Annotated in this window: 14 protein-coding genes; 8 read left to right on the forward strand and 6 right to left on the reverse strand. The window is 70.0% G+C overall.

What is annotated here, in order from left to right; all coding sequences use genetic code 11:
• The first annotated feature begins 17 nt into the window (after window positions 1–17).
• From OG943_RS47895 to OG943_RS47905, 3 genes are all read left to right on the forward strand, one after another.
• Window positions 18–416: a VOC family protein gene (locus OG943_RS47895; RefSeq protein ID WP_328607507.1), complete on the forward strand. Its 399-nt coding sequence runs from the start codon at window positions 18–20 to the stop codon at window positions 414–416.
• An 815-nt stretch (window positions 417–1,231) separates the two neighbouring features.
• Window positions 1,232–2,428, forward strand: a complete 1,197-nt coding sequence (locus tag OG943_RS47900; RefSeq protein WP_328607508.1) for a Fic family protein — start codon at window positions 1,232–1,234, stop codon at window positions 2,426–2,428.
• Window positions 2,429–2,461: 33 nt separating this feature from the next.
• Window positions 2,462–2,599: a hypothetical protein gene (locus OG943_RS47905; protein ID WP_328607509.1), complete on the forward strand. Its 138-nt coding sequence runs from the start codon at window positions 2,462–2,464 to the stop codon at window positions 2,597–2,599.
• Window position 2,600: 1 nt separating this feature from the next.
• Here OG943_RS47905 and OG943_RS47910 read toward each other — a convergent pair whose 3' ends face one another.
• Both OG943_RS47910 and OG943_RS47915 read right to left on the reverse strand, forming a co-directional pair.
• Window positions 2,601–3,737: a tetratricopeptide repeat protein gene (locus OG943_RS47910; protein ID WP_328607510.1), complete on the reverse strand. Its 1,137-nt coding sequence runs from the start codon at window positions 3,735–3,737 to the stop codon at window positions 2,601–2,603.
• A 509-nt stretch (window positions 3,738–4,246) separates the two neighbouring features.
• Window positions 4,247–4,582 carry a cupin domain-containing protein gene (locus OG943_RS47915; protein WP_328607511.1) on the reverse strand — a complete coding sequence of 112 codons (336 nt, stop codon included), beginning with the start codon at window positions 4,580–4,582 and terminating at the stop codon, window positions 4,247–4,249.
• Window positions 4,583–4,653: 71 nt separating this feature from the next.
• On the opposite strand from OG943_RS47915, the gene OG943_RS47920 reads away from it, so the two are divergent.
• On the forward strand, window positions 4,654–5,589 hold the full coding sequence (locus OG943_RS47920; protein ID WP_328607512.1) for a GlxA family transcriptional regulator: 936 nt from the start codon (window positions 4,654–4,656) through the stop codon (window positions 5,587–5,589).
• A 193-nt stretch (window positions 5,590–5,782) separates the two neighbouring features.
• On the opposite strand, the gene OG943_RS47925 is transcribed toward OG943_RS47920, so the two are convergent.
• On the reverse strand, window positions 5,783–5,893 hold the full coding sequence (locus tag OG943_RS47925; protein ID WP_328607513.1) for a DUF4177 domain-containing protein: 111 nt from the start codon (window positions 5,891–5,893) through the stop codon (window positions 5,783–5,785).
• Between the two features lie 91 nt (window positions 5,894–5,984).
• Between OG943_RS47925 and OG943_RS47930 the strand changes: the two genes are divergently transcribed.
• The 3 genes from OG943_RS47930 (at window position 5,985) to map (ending at window position 9,604) form a co-directional block, all read left to right on the forward strand.
• Window positions 5,985–6,839, forward strand: coding sequence for a GNAT family N-acetyltransferase (locus OG943_RS47930; protein WP_328607514.1), 855 nt, complete (start codon window positions 5,985–5,987; stop codon window positions 6,837–6,839).
• 72 nt (window positions 6,840–6,911) lie between these two features.
• Entirely contained in the window at window positions 6,912–8,729 is a 1,818-nt protein-coding gene (locus OG943_RS47935) for a penicillin-binding transpeptidase domain-containing protein (protein ID WP_442874672.1), read from the forward strand.
• A gap of 17 nt (window positions 8,730–8,746) precedes the next feature.
• Window positions 8,747–9,604 carry a type I methionyl aminopeptidase gene (gene map / locus OG943_RS47940; protein ID WP_328607515.1) on the forward strand — a complete coding sequence of 286 codons (858 nt, stop codon included), beginning with the start codon at window positions 8,747–8,749 and terminating at the stop codon, window positions 9,602–9,604.
• Window positions 9,605–9,661: 57 nt separating this feature from the next.
• On the opposite strand, the gene OG943_RS47945 is transcribed toward map, so the two are convergent.
• Together OG943_RS47945 and OG943_RS47950 are read right to left on the reverse strand one after the other, a co-directional pair.
• A complete protein-coding gene (locus OG943_RS47945) occupies window positions 9,662–10,633 on the reverse strand; it encodes an SGNH/GDSL hydrolase family protein (protein ID WP_328607516.1) in 972 nt (323 codons plus the stop codon).
• 300 nt (window positions 10,634–10,933) lie between these two features.
• The gene (locus tag OG943_RS47950; RefSeq protein ID WP_328607517.1) at window positions 10,934–11,614 is read right to left on the reverse strand and encodes a FadR/GntR family transcriptional regulator; all 681 of its coding nucleotides are present in this window, start codon (window positions 11,612–11,614) and stop codon (window positions 10,934–10,936) included.
• Between the two features lie 129 nt (window positions 11,615–11,743).
• Here OG943_RS47950 and OG943_RS47955 point away from each other — a divergent pair, with 129 nt between their 5' ends.
• Window positions 11,744–12,937: a CynX/NimT family MFS transporter gene (locus OG943_RS47955; RefSeq protein WP_328612364.1), complete on the forward strand. Its 1,194-nt coding sequence runs from the start codon at window positions 11,744–11,746 to the stop codon at window positions 12,935–12,937.
• Window positions 12,938–13,003: 66 nt separating this feature from the next.
• Here OG943_RS47955 and OG943_RS47960 read toward each other — a convergent pair whose 3' ends face one another.
• A complete protein-coding gene (locus OG943_RS47960; RefSeq protein WP_328607518.1) occupies window positions 13,004–14,398 on the reverse strand; it encodes a mycothione reductase in 1,395 nt (464 codons plus the stop codon).
• Between the last annotated feature and the right edge of the window lie 17 nt (window positions 14,399–14,415).

Here is a 14,415-nt window from a genome sequence, read left to right on the forward strand (position 1 = left end):
GGGCAAGACTCGTCGGCATGACACCTCGACCGACAGTCTGGCCCGCCTTCCGCTACAACGACGCCCCCGCCGCGATCCGTTTCCTCGTCGACGTCCTGGGCTTCCAGGAGACGCTCGTGGTGCCCGGTGCCCCGGATCGCGAGATCGCGCACGCCGAACTGACCTGGCCCGAAGGCGGCGGCGTGATGCTCGGCAGCACCGGCGGCCCTTGTGACGGCGTCCACGACGCCATGCGCCCCGGCGGCGGCGCCGCGTACGTCGTGTCCGATCACGTCGACGAGATCTACGCGCGGGTGAAGGACTCCGGCGTCGTGATCACCGAGGAACTGACCGACACCGACTACGGCTCCCACGGCTTCAGCGTGCGCGACTCGGAAGGGAACTCCTGGAGCGTCGGCACTTACCGCGGCGCCTAGGTTGCGTCGCCTGGGACATCGTTCCCATGCTGACGAAGCTCTGATTCCCATGCCCGATCACGTAGCGCCAGGCCGGTCGTCGACCACAGCCGGCCTGGCACTGCTGCGGCCAGGATGTTCACAGGTGCGGCGTCACTACCGCGCGAGCCCATCCGGCAATGGCTCCGCCACGGATCCCACGTCGCGAGAGCACCGTCTGTCCACTCCGGACATCAGGTGCCAGGAGCTGCGCCGAACCGGCACCGTCCTGTGTGGCCGGAGGCTCGGTTTCCGATGTGGAGTCGGCGGTAGTGGGGGTTCCCGACGGTCGCGGCCGTCGAGCATCGCCGGTCACAGAGGATTGTTTCCTGGACAGAATTTGGACATTTCCAGGACAGATCACCGGTTTTCGCCATCGAGGCGAACTCGGCCAGGTGCCGCGGCGGATCGTCTCGACCGTTGTCGACGGCCACGCGAGTGGCAAACTGGTTGGCCAGGATGCTTGTCCGGCAACGTCGGCAATGGCGATCACGTAGCCCGATTAGGTGGTCCTTGCGCGGCCGGTCGCTCAAAAATATTCTGTTTCGCGCTTTGCGTACCGGCTTTTCAGGGCAGATGGCCGGCGGCGTGGACGACGCGCTCTGCCGGCCAGGTCGCTGTTCGGGGAGCAGTCGCGTGGTTCTGATCAGGCAATACGGTCGGTGGGTGACTCTTTTCTGATCCACTGCAGGGTGCCGGCTGGGAAAATCGAGTGAGTCGCTCTGAGTAGTGTTGATCTTGAAAGGTTCTTATGCACCGCTTGCCGCCGATCGGTGGCTTGGAGCAGGCTTCCCGCTATGACAGAAGAACCATCCGCTGCCGGTGTGTGGGTGCCCGTGGAGGGCGACCGGAATTTTCCTGCAGCGGTGCGTCGCAAGGGGGCCTGGGTGCCACCTCCCCTCCGGTCGGATGTCCGGCTGTGCCCGCGTACGCATCGATCGCTGGCTGCGGCCGAACAGGCTTTGGGGCGGCTTGACGAGGCTGCGGATCGGTTGCCGGAAAGAGAGAGTCTGGAGCAGTCGACCCTGCTGAGGGAGGCCAAGAGCTCGGCTGCCCTGGACAACCGTCACTTCAGCCTCGAGGAACTGCTGGTGGCCAAGGCCCGGCCGGTCGATCTGCCCGATCAGTTCGCGGCCGTCGATCGCTACCTCACCGCGGCCGGGCGGGCGTTCTCCGCGGTGGGCCGGGACGCGAAGGTCGATCTGGGTCTCCTGCGTGAGATCAGCAATCTCCTCGTCTCCCGTCCCGACGCGGAACCGCCCTCCGAGTGGAGAACCGACGTCACCTGGCTGGGCGGTCCTCGTCCGGAGAGCGCGGTCATGCTCCACGTGCCGCATGGGCCGTACTTGCTCTCGTCGGCCGAGCAATGGCAGGTGTGGAATGCGGACGACCACGACATTCCCCTTGTCGGAAAGATCGGCCTGGGGCATCACCGGCTTGAGGTGATTCACCCGTTCGCCGGTGGCAACGGTTACGTCTCGCGCGCTTATGTCAACCTCGAGCTGGTTGCGGCGGGGGTGTTGCGCGGCCCCATCCTCCCGTTGTCGGTGTGGTTTGACCGTAACCGCGACGAGTACTACTCCCACGTGCTATGCGTCGCGGAAAAAAACAGTTACGAAGACTTTCTGATCTTCTTCGCCGAAGGAATCCGGACGATCTGCATGGAGCAGATCCGCCATATCAAGCAGATGGAGGAGCTCCGGGCCAAGCATCGGTCGAAGATAGGCCGAGGCGGTGGCAATGCCGTCCGGGTGGCCGACTCGCTCGTCGGCCGGCCCGTTACCACCAACAAAGACATCGCTACGCGCTTCGACATGTCACGTAAGGGCGCCACTGATGCGATACGGAAGCTGGTCGGCGAAGGATTGCTTGAAGAATGCAATCCCGGAGTCCGGCGTAACAAGATCTACATCTGCCGCGAGGCATTGGATTTACTGACCCGCGACCCGGCTCCGCCCTTGGAAGATCGCGCCGTGTTCACCGAAAAGGTCTGATCCGTTTTTCTCTCCAACCCCGCAGGAGTACTCGTGCTGTACTTTACTTTCGTGGAACGTCGTCGTCCTCGGCACGCCGCTGCGCGTTCTCGCCGGACGGTGCGGCTGATCCGCTGGACTGGTGTCCTCGCCCACGTGCTGATCGCGTTGCTCTGCACGGTGGACGCGTAGCTCAGGCGCCGAGTTGTGGTGGCAGGGCGGCGTTTTCGGGGGTGCGCAGTGCCGCGCGGACGTGGTCGGCTCGTTGTGGATCGGTATCGACCAGGCAGGCGAGGGCGTTGCTGAAGGCGCGACGGGCCAGTCCCGGTGTCCCCGTCAGCCACAATGCCCTTCCGAGCGCGATCTGGATATCGGCCCGTTCGGTGTCCGGCATCCGCTGGCCCGCCGCACGGGCCGCGTCCTCGGCGTTGTTCAGGGTGGTGATGGCCGCGACGGCGCGGTCGGCGGCCAGCTGCACGAGGCCGATACGCCACAGCGTCCGCGCGGTTTGCGGGGGATCGGCCAGGCGCTGGAACGCCGCAAGGGCGCCGTAGAAGACATCGAGCGCCCGATGCAACCTGCCTCTGGCCACAAAGAATTCACCCATGGCCACACTGAGTGCGGCGATGCGCTTGTGGTCGGCGGCCTCTTGTGACACAGCCAGTGCGCGCGTCCACTGGGCTTCGGCCCGTTGGTGGTCATCGCGGCGGTACGCCGCTCGTGCGCTGAGGGCCAACAGATCGGTCAGCAGGTGAGGTGCCCGAGCGGCGATGGCTGCGGCTTCTCCGGCCTGGGACAGTTGCTGTTCCCAATCGGGGTCGTGGCAGTAGCGCGACCAGGGCCACCACGCGTAAGCCAGAGACGCTGCCCCACCGGGGTCTCCGCACGCACTCAGCGCCGCGGCCACGCTCGGCACGGTCCGGTAGGTCTCCTCCAGCGGTGACGGGGAGGCCGGGCCCCGCTCTCGGTGATCGCCGCCGGCGCTGGTGGCCGAATCCTGGCCGCTGACGTCCTCGCGCGCGTCGAGCCGGGCCTCGGCGTCGTGGCGTAACTGCTCGGCGAGTGCCGCGACTGACGCGGCCACGGCGGAATGATCTGCCGGCCGGGGGTGTCCGGTGGCGGTGAACCACCCTTCGTGCTCCTGCGCCAATCCTTGTTTTACCAGGCTCATGCCGGTATCGAGGGTGGCTTGAGGGTCGGCGTGTATGGCGATGGCGAGCAAAGGGAGGGGCAGCGCGGCGCCGACTCGCAGCAACAGCCCCAGCAGCCTGCCCGTGAGATCGGTCGAGTCATCGTCCGGCGTTGCCAGTTCGCCCGCCACCAGCCGCATCCTCTCCTCAGCCGAGTCCCGTCCTCGGCTGCGTTGTACGGCGCTGTCCCTCCCAAGTCAGCCTTTCAGCTCGCCCATTCGCGTGAACGTGATTTCCCGCACTTCGCAGTGAACCATTCTCCTCAGCCGACGTGAACCCGCCAACGGCTCGGTATCCACCTCCGAAGGATGAGTGAGTTGTTCATACCATGATCAACAAGGTCGACTTGTGGTTCGCGCGCCGCGTCAAGCCCTCTTCACCGCATCTCTCGCGACGACAAGCACCGATCAGCGGTTGACAGCTCGCTAGCGCGTCAGTGAGTCTGATGGGTCGCGATCCAAGTGCCCGCGCCACCGCTCGTGCTCGTCTTGGTGAAGGTCGATCGTCAAGCATGAAGCAGGACAATTCCTGTAACCGCACAGGAACACCACCAGCATGAACGGGTGGCAGCCGGGTTTGTGCTCTCCGTGGCCGACCCGGGAGAGCGCAACTGTTCCAGCCGACGCGAAACTCTCGTGAGAACCGGCGCCTAACCCTCCGGGTAGAAGACGAACAGCGTGCAGCCGGTGGTCGTCTGCGGGACGTGCCAGGACCCGGCCGGGGCGTGCAGGAACGAGCCGGCCGGGTAGTCGCGGGCGCCGTCGTTGAAGGTCCCGGAGACGACGAACACCTCTTCGGGACCGGGCTCGTGCACGTCGTCGTGCGGCCAGGAAGTGCCGGGGTCCATCTCGAGCAGGTTCGCCGTCGCGCCGGAGCTGCCTCTCCACAATGGACGGGCACGGATCCCCGGGAACAGCTCATGCACCGGGGATTCGTTGACAGTGGTGGATTCGTAGCCCTCCTGGGCGAGGATCGCGGGGTTCATGCCTTCGACCGTGCCGCGTCTCCGGCAGTGGGAACAGTGTCAAGAAAGACATCATCAGGTACTTTCCTGCCATGCATCGGGTGGTGGGACTGGTCAGCCCGGTGCAGTCGACGTTCGAGCTCGGCTGCGCCGCGGAGGTGTTCGGCACCGAGCGGGCCGGGGTCCCGCAGCACTACGAGTTCCTCGTCTGCACGGAGACGCCCGGGCCGGTGCCGACCACGGCGGGCTACGCGATGTCCGTCACCCACGGGCTCTCGGCGCTGGCCTCGGCGGACACCGTGCTGATCCCCGGCTGGCAGCCCGTGGACGAACCGCTCTCGCCCCGGGTGTCGCGCGCGCTGATCCGGGCCCACCGCCGCGGCGCACGGCTGGTCACGATCTGCTCCGGCGTGTTCGCGCTCGCGCGCACCGGCCTGCTCGACGGCCGCACCGCCACCACGCACTGGGCGCGCGCCGCCAAGCTGCAGCGGGATTTCCCGCGTGTGCGCGTCGAGCCGGACGTGCTGTACGTGGACCACGGCGACGTCGCCACCAGCGCCGGGGCGGGCGCCGGCATCGACCTCTGCCTGCACCTCGTGCGGCGTGACCACGGCGCCGCGCATGCCGCGTTGCTCGCGCGCCACATGGTGATGCCGCCGAGCCGGGAGGGCGGCCAGACGCAGTACGCGCCGGCCCCGCCGCCCGGCGACACCCTCGACGGCCTCCTCGACTGGGCCACCGCCCGGCTCGGCTCGCCGCTGACCGTCGACGATCTGGCCGGCTTCCTCAGCGTCTCGCCGCGCACGCTGGCCCGCCGCTTCGCCGAACGGTTCGGCACCAGCCCCGGCCAGTGGCTGCTGGCCTGCCGGGTCACCGCCGCGCGCACCCTGCTCGAAGAGACGGACCTCCCGGTGGAGGCCATCGCGGTGCGCGTGGGCCTCGCCTCGGCGGTCAACCTGCGCCGCCGTTTCCGGGACGCGCTGGGCACGACGCCGGCCGCGTACCGCCGGGCTTTCCGGACCCCCTGACGGGCGCCCGAGTGTCACCGCGGGGCCGCCGCTGCCGGGTGAGCCGCCCGAATCTCGGCGCTATTGGGCGGGCCGCCCGAGCGTCACCGCAGGGGCACTACTGGACGGGTCGCTCGAACGTCACCAGCAGCCCGTCGACCCCGCCGGGCCCGACCCGGCCCTTCACCTCCGCCGAGGTGATCTGCTTGAGCTGCTAGCCCTGCCCGGCGTACTCGTTGAGGAGCTTTTCGAGCCGGTCGCCGGACATCTTGCCGCCGATCATCTTCTCGCGGACTTCCACGACCTTGTACGTGTAGCGCTGCATGACCCCGATTGTGCCCGCTGCCGCCCGTTCATCTCAGCGTGTCGGCGGGCTCGCGTTCCGTTCACCCGGTTCATCTGGCACTCTGGAGTGCGTGTTGCGGCTTGCAGGTGCACGGCTGCTCGATGATCGGGATTACCCCGCGGTGCGCGCTGCGCTCGCCGCCGACCCGGTGGGCAGCTGCATGGTCAGCGCCCGGGTCGAGGCTTCCGGTCTCGACCCGTGGCGCCTCGGTGGCGAACTCTGGGCCGCCGACAACCGCCCGGCGCGGACCGGGCGGCTCCAAGGGCTGTGCTTCGCCGGTCCGAACCTGATTCCGTTGCGCGGCAACGCGTCCGCTTTGCGGTCTTTCGCCGACCGCGCGCTGCGGCGCCAGCGCACCTGCTCCTCGCTCGTCGGCCCGTCCGAGCAGGTGCTCGGGCTGTGGGACGAGCTGTCCGACGAGTGGGGGCCGGCCCGCGAGATCCGTGGCGACCAGCCGTTGATGGCCCTCGACGGCCACCCGCTGGTGCCCGCCGACCCCCGGGTCCGCGCGGTGCGCCCGGACGAACTCGACCGGTACCTGCCCGCGGCCGTCGCGATGTTCATCGAGGAGGTCGGCGTCGATCCCCGCAGTGGTGACGGCGGCGCCAGCTACCGCGCCCGCGTCAGCGAGCTGATCTCCACCGGCCGCGCGTTCGCCCGGTTCGAGGACGGCGAGGTCGTGTTCAAGGCCGAGATCGGCGCCATGTCCGCGAGCGTCGGCCAGATCCAGGGCGTCTGGGTGCACCCGGACCGCCGCAGCGACGGGCTCGGCACAGCCGGCACCGCCGCGGTCGTCAACCGGCTGGTGCACGGGCTGGGCCGCACCGCGAGCCTGTACGTGAACGGGTACAACGGGGCCGCCCTCGCGGCCTACCGCCGGGTCGGGTTCCAGCAGGTCGGGCAGTACGCGACCGTGCTGTTCTGAGGAGTCCCGGCCACTCTTCCGGGTCGGCGTTGCGACCGGGGAAGCGCCGCGTCCGGCTGGTTCCATCGTTGTATGGCTCCTGGTCGACGTCATGCGAGGACCGGTGCGGCGCTGGCCGCCGTGGTGGTGACCGTGCTCCCGCTGGCCGGCTGCGGGATGTTCGGCTCGGACGGGCCGGAGGACACGCTCGGCGCGTTCCTCACCGCGGTCGCCTCGGGTGACATCGCCGCCGCGGCCGCCCGCACGGACTCGCCGGCCGCCGCGAAGACGCTGCTCACACAGGTCCGCACGGCGTTGCACCCGGACTCCGTCGAGGCGCTTGACCAGAACGTGAAGCAGTCCGGCGACACCGCCACCGGCGGCTACCGGCTCACCTGGCACCTGCCGCGCGGCCGCACCTGGTCCTACACCGCCGACGCGCAGCTGCGTTCGGCCGAGGACGGCTGGCAGGTGCACTGGCAGCCGACCGTCGTGCACCCGCAGCTGTCCGAGCAGCAGAGCATCGCGATGGTCGCCGACCCCGCCCAGCCCGCGCCGGTGCTCGACCGCGACGGCTCCCCGCTGCTGAGCGAGCAGACCGTCGTCGGCGTGGTCGTCGACCCGGCGCGGACCGGGGACGCCACCACGGTCGCGCGCACGCTGGGCAAGGCGCTGCACCGGTTCGAGCCGACGGTGACCGGGAATTCGGTGCTCGATGGCATCAAGGCCACCAAGCCCGGCGGCGCGTACTCCGTGCTGTCCCTGCGCGCTTCGGACTACCAGCAGGTCAAGCCCGTGATCCACGACCTGCCCGGCGTCCGGTTCACCAGCCAGGAGCGGCTGCTGCCCGACGACCGCGACACCGGCCGCCAGGTGCTGCCCGCGCTGCGGTCGCTGGTGGAGCAGGACGCGGCGGGCGCGGCGGGCTGGCGGATCGTCACGCTCGACGTCACCGGCAGCGAGGTGAGCGAGCTGGCCGCGACCCCGCCCAAGGACGAGCCCGCGGTGACGAGCACGCTCAGCACCCGCGTCCAGACGGCGGCGGAGAAGGCGCTGGCACCGGTGCCGACGGCCGCCGCGCTGGTCGCCCTGCAGCCGTCGACCGGGGAACTGCTCGCCATCGCGCAGAACGAGCCCGCGGACGAGCAGGGGCCGCTCGCGCTCACCGGACGGTTCCCGCCCGGGTCGACGTTCAAGATCATCACCGCCGCGGCCGCGCTGTCGGCCGGGAAGGTCACCGCCTCCTCGCCGGTCGCCTGCCCGGGCACGGTGACGTTCTCCGGCCGTGTGGTGCCGAACGAGGGCCGCTTCGACCTCGGCACCGTGCCGCTCTCCACGGCGTTCGCGCGCTCCTGCAACACCACGTTCTCGCAGCTTTCGGCGGACCTCTCGCCGACGGCGCTGAGCGATGCGGGGCACTCGCTCGGCATCGGCGCCGACTACACCGTGGCCGGCCTGACGACGGTCACCGGCTCGGTACCGAAGGCCGATTCGGTGGTGCAGCGGGCGGAGAACGGCTTCGGCCAGGGCACGGTGGTCACCAGCCCGTTCGGGATGGCGCTGGCCGCGGCGGGCGTCCAGGCCGGGAAGGTGCCGGTGCCGACGCTGGTGCGCGGCCGGCCGACCAAGGCCACCGACGTCGGCCCGCCGCTTCGGCCGGACGTGCTGACCGCGTTGCGCTCGATGATGCGCGACGTGGTCACCGAGGGCACCGCCACCGGCCTGCGCGACCTGCCCGACGTCCGCGGCAAGACCGGCACCGCGCAGTTCGGCGACGGGACGCATTCGCACGGCTGGTTCGTCGGCTACCAGGGCGACCTGGCGTTCGCCGTGCTGCTCACCGACGCGGGCTCGTCGAAACCGGCGGTGGAGGCCGCCGACCGGTTCCTCTCCGACGTCGCCGGGAAGTGACGTCGTAGGCTGGTCGCATGTCCGTTCGTGCCCCCTTGAAGCCCGGCGTCCAGACGCCGCGCCGCGCCGTCCCCGCCGATATCGCCCGCCCCGAGTACGTGGACCGGCCGGCGCCGAAACGGGACACCGGTAACGGGGTCCGCACGCCCGAGGTCATCGAGGCCATGCGCGTCGCGTCGAAAATCGCCGCGCAGGCGCTCGAGGAGGGCGGCAAGGCCGTCAAGCCCGGCGCCACCACCGAGGACATCGACAAGGTGGTGCACGAGTTCCTGCTCGACCACCACGCCTACCCGTCGACGCTCGGCTACCGCTCGTTCCCGAAGTCGTGCTGCACCTCGCTGAACGAGGTCATCTGCCACGGCATCCCGGACTCGACCGTGATCGAGGACGGCGACATCTGCAACATCGACGTCACGGCCTTCATCGGCGACGTGCACGGCGACACCAACGCGACCTTCCTCGCGGGCGACGTCTCGGAGGAGGCGCGGCTGCTGGTGGAGCGCACGCGCGAGGCGACGGCGCGCGCGATCAAGGCGGTGCGCCCCGGCCGCCAGCTGAACGTGATCGGCCGCGTGATCGAGGCGTACGCGAAGCGCTTCGGCTACGGCGTGGTCCGCGACTTCACCGGCCACGGCGTCGGCCCGGCCTTCCACACCGCGCCGACGGTGCTGCACTACGAGGAGCCCTCGGTGCACACGATGATCGAGGAGGGCATGACCTTCACGATCGAGCCGATGATCACCCTCGGCACCATCGACTACGACATCTGGTCCGACGACTGGACTGTCACCACGAAGGACAAGAAGTGGACCGCCCAGTTCGAGCACACCCTCGTGGTGACGGCGGACGGCTCGGAGATCCTCACCCTCCCGTAGTCCGTTAAGGCCTCCTTACCCGCGTCCTACGCGGGTAAGGAGGCCTTAACGGACTTTTCAGTGGAGCCCGGCGGTACGCGCCATGTCGCGGATCTCACCGCTGCTGGCGGCGTCGCGGGCGGCGGGCGCGCGGTCGGCGCTCGAGCCCACGCCCAGTGCCTTCGCGATCAGCGACGCCTCGGCTTCCATGCCCGCGCGCAGCGGGTGGTAGGCGACGGCGGCGAACAGGTTCGTCGTCTGCCCGCTGACCCACGCCGCGTCGCCGGCGCAGGCGTCGTGGCCGAGGCTGGGGCCGTAGGTGTCGACGTAGCGGGCGCCCTGCTTCCGCGCGGCGGTGGCGATGGCGTCGTTCAGCTGCCGCTCGACGGTGTCGGCCCAGTGGTAGTCGCCGTCGGCGAAGGGGAGTACATCGGGGCAGTAGCCGCTCGGCGGTGCCAGCCGCGGGTAGCCGACCATCACGATCGTCGCGGCGGGAGCGTGCTCCCGCACCCCGCGGACGACGCCCTCCAGGTTCTTCTCGGTGTTCTTCAGCGCGGCGGCCATGGTGTCGACGCCGTTGACGGTGAAGTGGTCGCGGCACGGCGAGCCGGTCGGGTCGGCCGCGCGCACCGTCGGGCAGGTGCCGACGAGGTTGCCGAAGACGCTGTAGTCGTTGCCGCCGATCCCGACGGTCACCAGGTCCGTGTCCAGCGTCAGCGAGTCGAACTGCGCGGACTGCGTGGACAGCGGAATGCTCGGCGACGGCGTGACCTGCGAGTGGGTCATGTTCGTGGTGTCGGCCGAGGAGCAGCTGGCGTCGGTGAACGCGCCGCTGGTGTCGTAGAGCCCGAGCCGCGTGGCCAGCCAGGACGGGTAGTTGTTGTTCGAGCGGAAGCACCAGCTCGCCTGTTGCCAGGGGATGAGCGGGCCCGCGGTGTAGGAGTCGCCGAGCGCGACGTACTTGTGGAACGACGGCGCCGCGGACGCGCTGGTCGCCCCGGCGACCAGGCCCACGATCACGAGCAGGACAGCGAGTGGTGAACGGCGCACGGTCTCTCCCTTGGGACGGCTGTGCCCCGCACTCTCGCACGATCCGGACCAGACGTGAGAGTCTTTCACGTTCAAGTGTCCTGCGCGCGGGTGACGAGGAAGGTCGCCTTCGGGAGGATTCCGGACGGCCGGGGCCGGGGCTGAGGGGTTCGGGCCGGTCCGCGCGGGTGGCGGAGTCCGCGGTCGCTGCTGCGGGCCGGCCAGTCGCCGGGCTGGTCGGCCCGGCGGTGGGTTGGCTGGTCAGGTGGGGGAGCTGGGCGAGCCGGCATGGCAATCGGTGCCGCGGGCCGGTCAGCGGGTTCAGTCGGTCGCGTCCTCCGTCCGGGCCAGCAGCTCGTCGAGGAATCCGGCGGCCTCGGCGGCCGCGCGGGGGGCGTCGCGGGCTTCGATGGCGTCCACCAGGCCGTCGTGTTTGATGTCCCGCGCGCGTTCGGGGTCGTCGGAGGTCGAGGCGACGCTGGCGGTGATGGCCTCCATCAGGCCGCGGTACAGCTCGAACAGCAGGCCGTTGTGTCCACATCGGACGACCTCGAGGTGGAATTCCGCGTCGATGCGGACGAAGTCGTCGAGGTGGCCCTCGCGCTGGTCGGCGTCGCGGCGTTCCAGGAGGTCGCGCAGGGTGGCCAGGTCTTCGGCGGTACGGGCGGTGGCGGCCAGGCGCGCGCCCTCGACCTCCAGTGTGCGGCGGACCTGCAGCACCTCACGCAGCTCGGTCCCGCACAGGCGCCGGATGGCGCCGGAGACTTCGCTCGTCGCGCGCACGTACGTGCCGTCGCCCTGGCGGACCTCGAGGATGCCGGTGTGCGCGAGCGCCCGCACGGCTTCCCGCACCGTGTTGCGCCCGACGCCGAGCTCCGCGGTCAGCGCCGCCTCGGTGGGGATGCGCTGCCCGAGCGGCCATTCCCCGCGCGTCACCGCGTCACGGATCTGGTCGATGACCTGGTCGACCAGGCCTGTGCGGCGGGTGGTGGCCAAAGGCACAGGTTTATCCCTTCATCCAATCATCCTACGTATGTCATAGTAGCCGACGTGTCCGTCGATTCCTGGGATTCCACACCACGCCCCGCCGCCTCGTACTCCGACCGCCTCGAACTCGAGCTCGAGGGCAGCCTGGAAGAGGAGGCCGGCGGCGGACGCCGTCCCGGGGTGATCGCCGGCGGCGTGCTGCTCGCCGTCGCCGTGGTGCTCACGGCGATGAACCTGCGGCCCGCCATCACCAGCGTCGGCCCGCTGCTCGCGGAGATGCGGGCCGACCTCGGCGCGTCCGCGCTGTGGGCGAGCCTGCTGACCACGCTGCCCGGCCTGTGCTTCGCCGGCGCCGGCCTCGCCGCGCCACTGCTCTCACGCCGGTTCGGCATCGGCACCGCCATCGCGTTCGCGCTCGGCGTGCTCACCGTGGGCCTCGTGCTGCGCGTGGTCGACGGCCCGCTGGTGGTGCTCGGCGGCACGCTCGTCGCGACGGCCGGGATCGCGCTGGTCAACGTCCTCATCCCGGTGGTCATCAAGGACTCCTTCCCGGCGCGCGTCGGCATGATGACCGGGGTTTACACCGCGGCGCTGCAGGGCGGCGGCGCGCTCGGCTCGTCGGTCAGCCCGCCGATGGAGGGGGTACTGGGCGGCTGGCGCCCGGCGCTGGGCGTGTGGGCCGCGCTGGCCGCCGTCGCGCTGGTGGCGTGGCTGCTCGCTTCACGCGGCACCGGCCGCATCGCCCGCACCACGGCCGCGGGCGGGAGCGGACGCTCGCTCATGCGTAACCGGCTGGCCTGGATCGTCACCATCTTCTTCGGCCTGCAGGCTTTCATCGCCTACGTGGTGATGGGCTGGCTGCCGCAGGTCTTCATCGACGCGGGGGTGTCCAAGGGCGACGCCGGGCTGCTGCTCGGCCTGATGTCCGTGATCGCCGTGCCGATCAGCCTGGTGATCCCGCCGATCGCCGCGCGCCAGGGCAGCCAGAGCCTGTGGATCCTCGGCATGGGCCTGTGCGGCTTCGCCGGGATGTTCGGCCTGCTTTTCGCGCCCGCCGCGTCGCCACTGCTGTGGAGCATCCTGATCGGCATCGGGATGAGCGTGTTCTCCTTGGCCCTCACCGTGATCGCGCTGCGTGCCCGCACCGGCGCCGACACCGCGCGGCTGTCCGGCATGGCGCAGGGCTTCGGCTACCTGCTGGCGGCCGTGGGCCCGTTCGTCTTCGGCCTGCTGCACGACGCGACCGGGAGCTGGACGGTTTCGCTGATCGTGCTGATCGCCGTGATGTGCGCGCAGATGGCCTTCGGCGTGCTCGCCGGACGCCGCCGCTTCGTCTGACTCGCGGCTCGTCTGACTCGTGAGTGTTTATGCCGGTTAGAACCGGCATAAACACTCACGAGGGGGTCAGTCGAGAGGCAGGTTCAGCAGCGCGTTCTCGATCAGCTCCGGCATCGCCGGGTGGATCCAGTACTGGCCACGCGCCATGGACCGCGCGTCGAGGCCGAAGCTCATCGCCTGGATCAGCGGCTGGATCACCGAAGACGCCTGCGGGCCGATGATGTGCGCGCCGAGCAGCTGCCCGGTGGCCGGGTCCGCGAGCAGCTTGGCGAAGCCGGTGGTGTCCTCCATCGCCCAGCCGTACGCGATGCCGGCGTAGTCCTGTTTGGCGACCACATAGGACACTCCCTTGGCGCGGGCCTTCTGCTCGGTCAGCCCCACCGACGCCACCTGCGGCGCGGTGAACACCGCGTGCGGGACGAAGCGGTGGTCGGCCTCGATGCGCTCGTCCGGGTGCAGCAGGTTGTGCTGGACCACCCGGGCTTCGTGGTTGGCGACGTGCTTCAGCTCGTGCGGCGAGGAGAGGTCGCCGAGCGCGTAGACGCCCTCGACCACGGTCTGCTGGTAGTCGTCCACCACCACGTGCCCACTGTCCATTGTGGTCACCCCGGTGGCGGCGACGTCGAGCCGGTCGGAGTTCGGCGTGCGGCCGGTGGCGACCAGGATCAGGTCGGCCTCGACCGTCTCGGCGCCCTGCGGGCCCTCCAGATCCAGCGCGACGCCCGAGGAAGTCTTGCGCGCCCGCGTTGTCTTGCGGTCCAGCCGTACGTCGTAGCGTTCCGCGGCCAGCTCGGTGAACCGGGCGCTGACCTCCTCGTCCTCCGAGCGCAACAGTGCGCCGGACCGGCCCACGACCGTCACCTCGACGCCGAAGGACGCGAAGACGTGCGCGAACTCGGCCGCGATGTAGCCGCCGCCGATGATCACGATGCGCCGCGGCAGCTCGTCGAGCCGCATCACGGTGTCGGAGGTGTGGTAGCCCGTCTCCTCGAGGCCCGGGACGTCCGGGATCACCGGGCGGCCGCCGGCGGCGAGCACAAAACGGTCGGCGGTCAGCACCTCGTCGGGCCGCCCGTCGGAGAAGCTGACGCGCAGCTCCTTCATGCCGGTGAAGCGGCCTTCGCCGGTGTAGACGTCGACGTTCTTGTTGTCCTCGTGGTGCTTCCGGTACTCCGCGCCGCCCGCGGCGATGGGGTCGATCCGGCCGAAGATGCGGTCCCGGACGTCCGGCCAGCGCACGGCCTTCAGCTCTTCGTCGACGCCGTAGCGCGAGCTGTGCGAAGGCGTCGCGGCGACATCCGCGGCGTAGACGAACATCTTGGTCGGGATGCAGCCGACGTTCAGGCAGGTGCCGCCGAAGGTGCCCTTCTCCACGATCGCCGTCTTCCAGTCGGCGAACTCCGGGCCGAGGATCGAATTCCCCGATCCGGTCCCGACGATCACCAGGTCGTAGTGCGGCACAGTCTTCCTCCGAAAGC

The sequence above is a fragment of the Amycolatopsis sp. NBC_00345 genome (assembly GCF_036116635.1).
Taxonomy (GTDB): domain Bacteria; phylum Actinomycetota; class Actinomycetes; order Mycobacteriales; family Pseudonocardiaceae; genus Amycolatopsis.

Bases quoted from the DNA above. Each gene is read 5' to 3' on its own strand.
- OG943_RS47895 (WP_328607507.1), top strand. From the start codon at position 18: ATGACACCTCGACCGACAGTCTGGCCCGCCTTCCGCTACAACGACGCC.
- OG943_RS47900 (WP_328607508.1), top strand. From the start codon at position 1,232: ATGACAGAAGAACCATCCGCTGCCGGTGTGTGGGTGCCCGTGGAGGGC.
- OG943_RS47910 (WP_328607510.1), bottom strand. From the start codon at position 3,737: ATGCGGCTGGTGGCGGGCGAACTGGCAACGCCGGACGATGACTCGACC.
- OG943_RS47915 (WP_328607511.1), bottom strand. From the start codon at position 4,582: ATGAACCCCGCGATCCTCGCCCAGGAGGGCTACGAATCCACCACTGTC.
- OG943_RS47920 (WP_328607512.1), top strand. From the start codon at position 4,654: ATGCATCGGGTGGTGGGACTGGTCAGCCCGGTGCAGTCGACGTTCGAG.
- OG943_RS47925 (WP_328607513.1), bottom strand. From the start codon at position 5,893: ATGCAGCGCTACACGTACAAGGTCGTGGAAGTCCGCGAGAAGATGATC.
- OG943_RS47935 (WP_442874672.1), top strand. From the start codon at position 6,912: ATGGCTCCTGGTCGACGTCATGCGAGGACCGGTGCGGCGCTGGCCGCC.
- map (WP_328607515.1), top strand. From the start codon at position 8,747: ATGTCCGTTCGTGCCCCCTTGAAGCCCGGCGTCCAGACGCCGCGCCGC.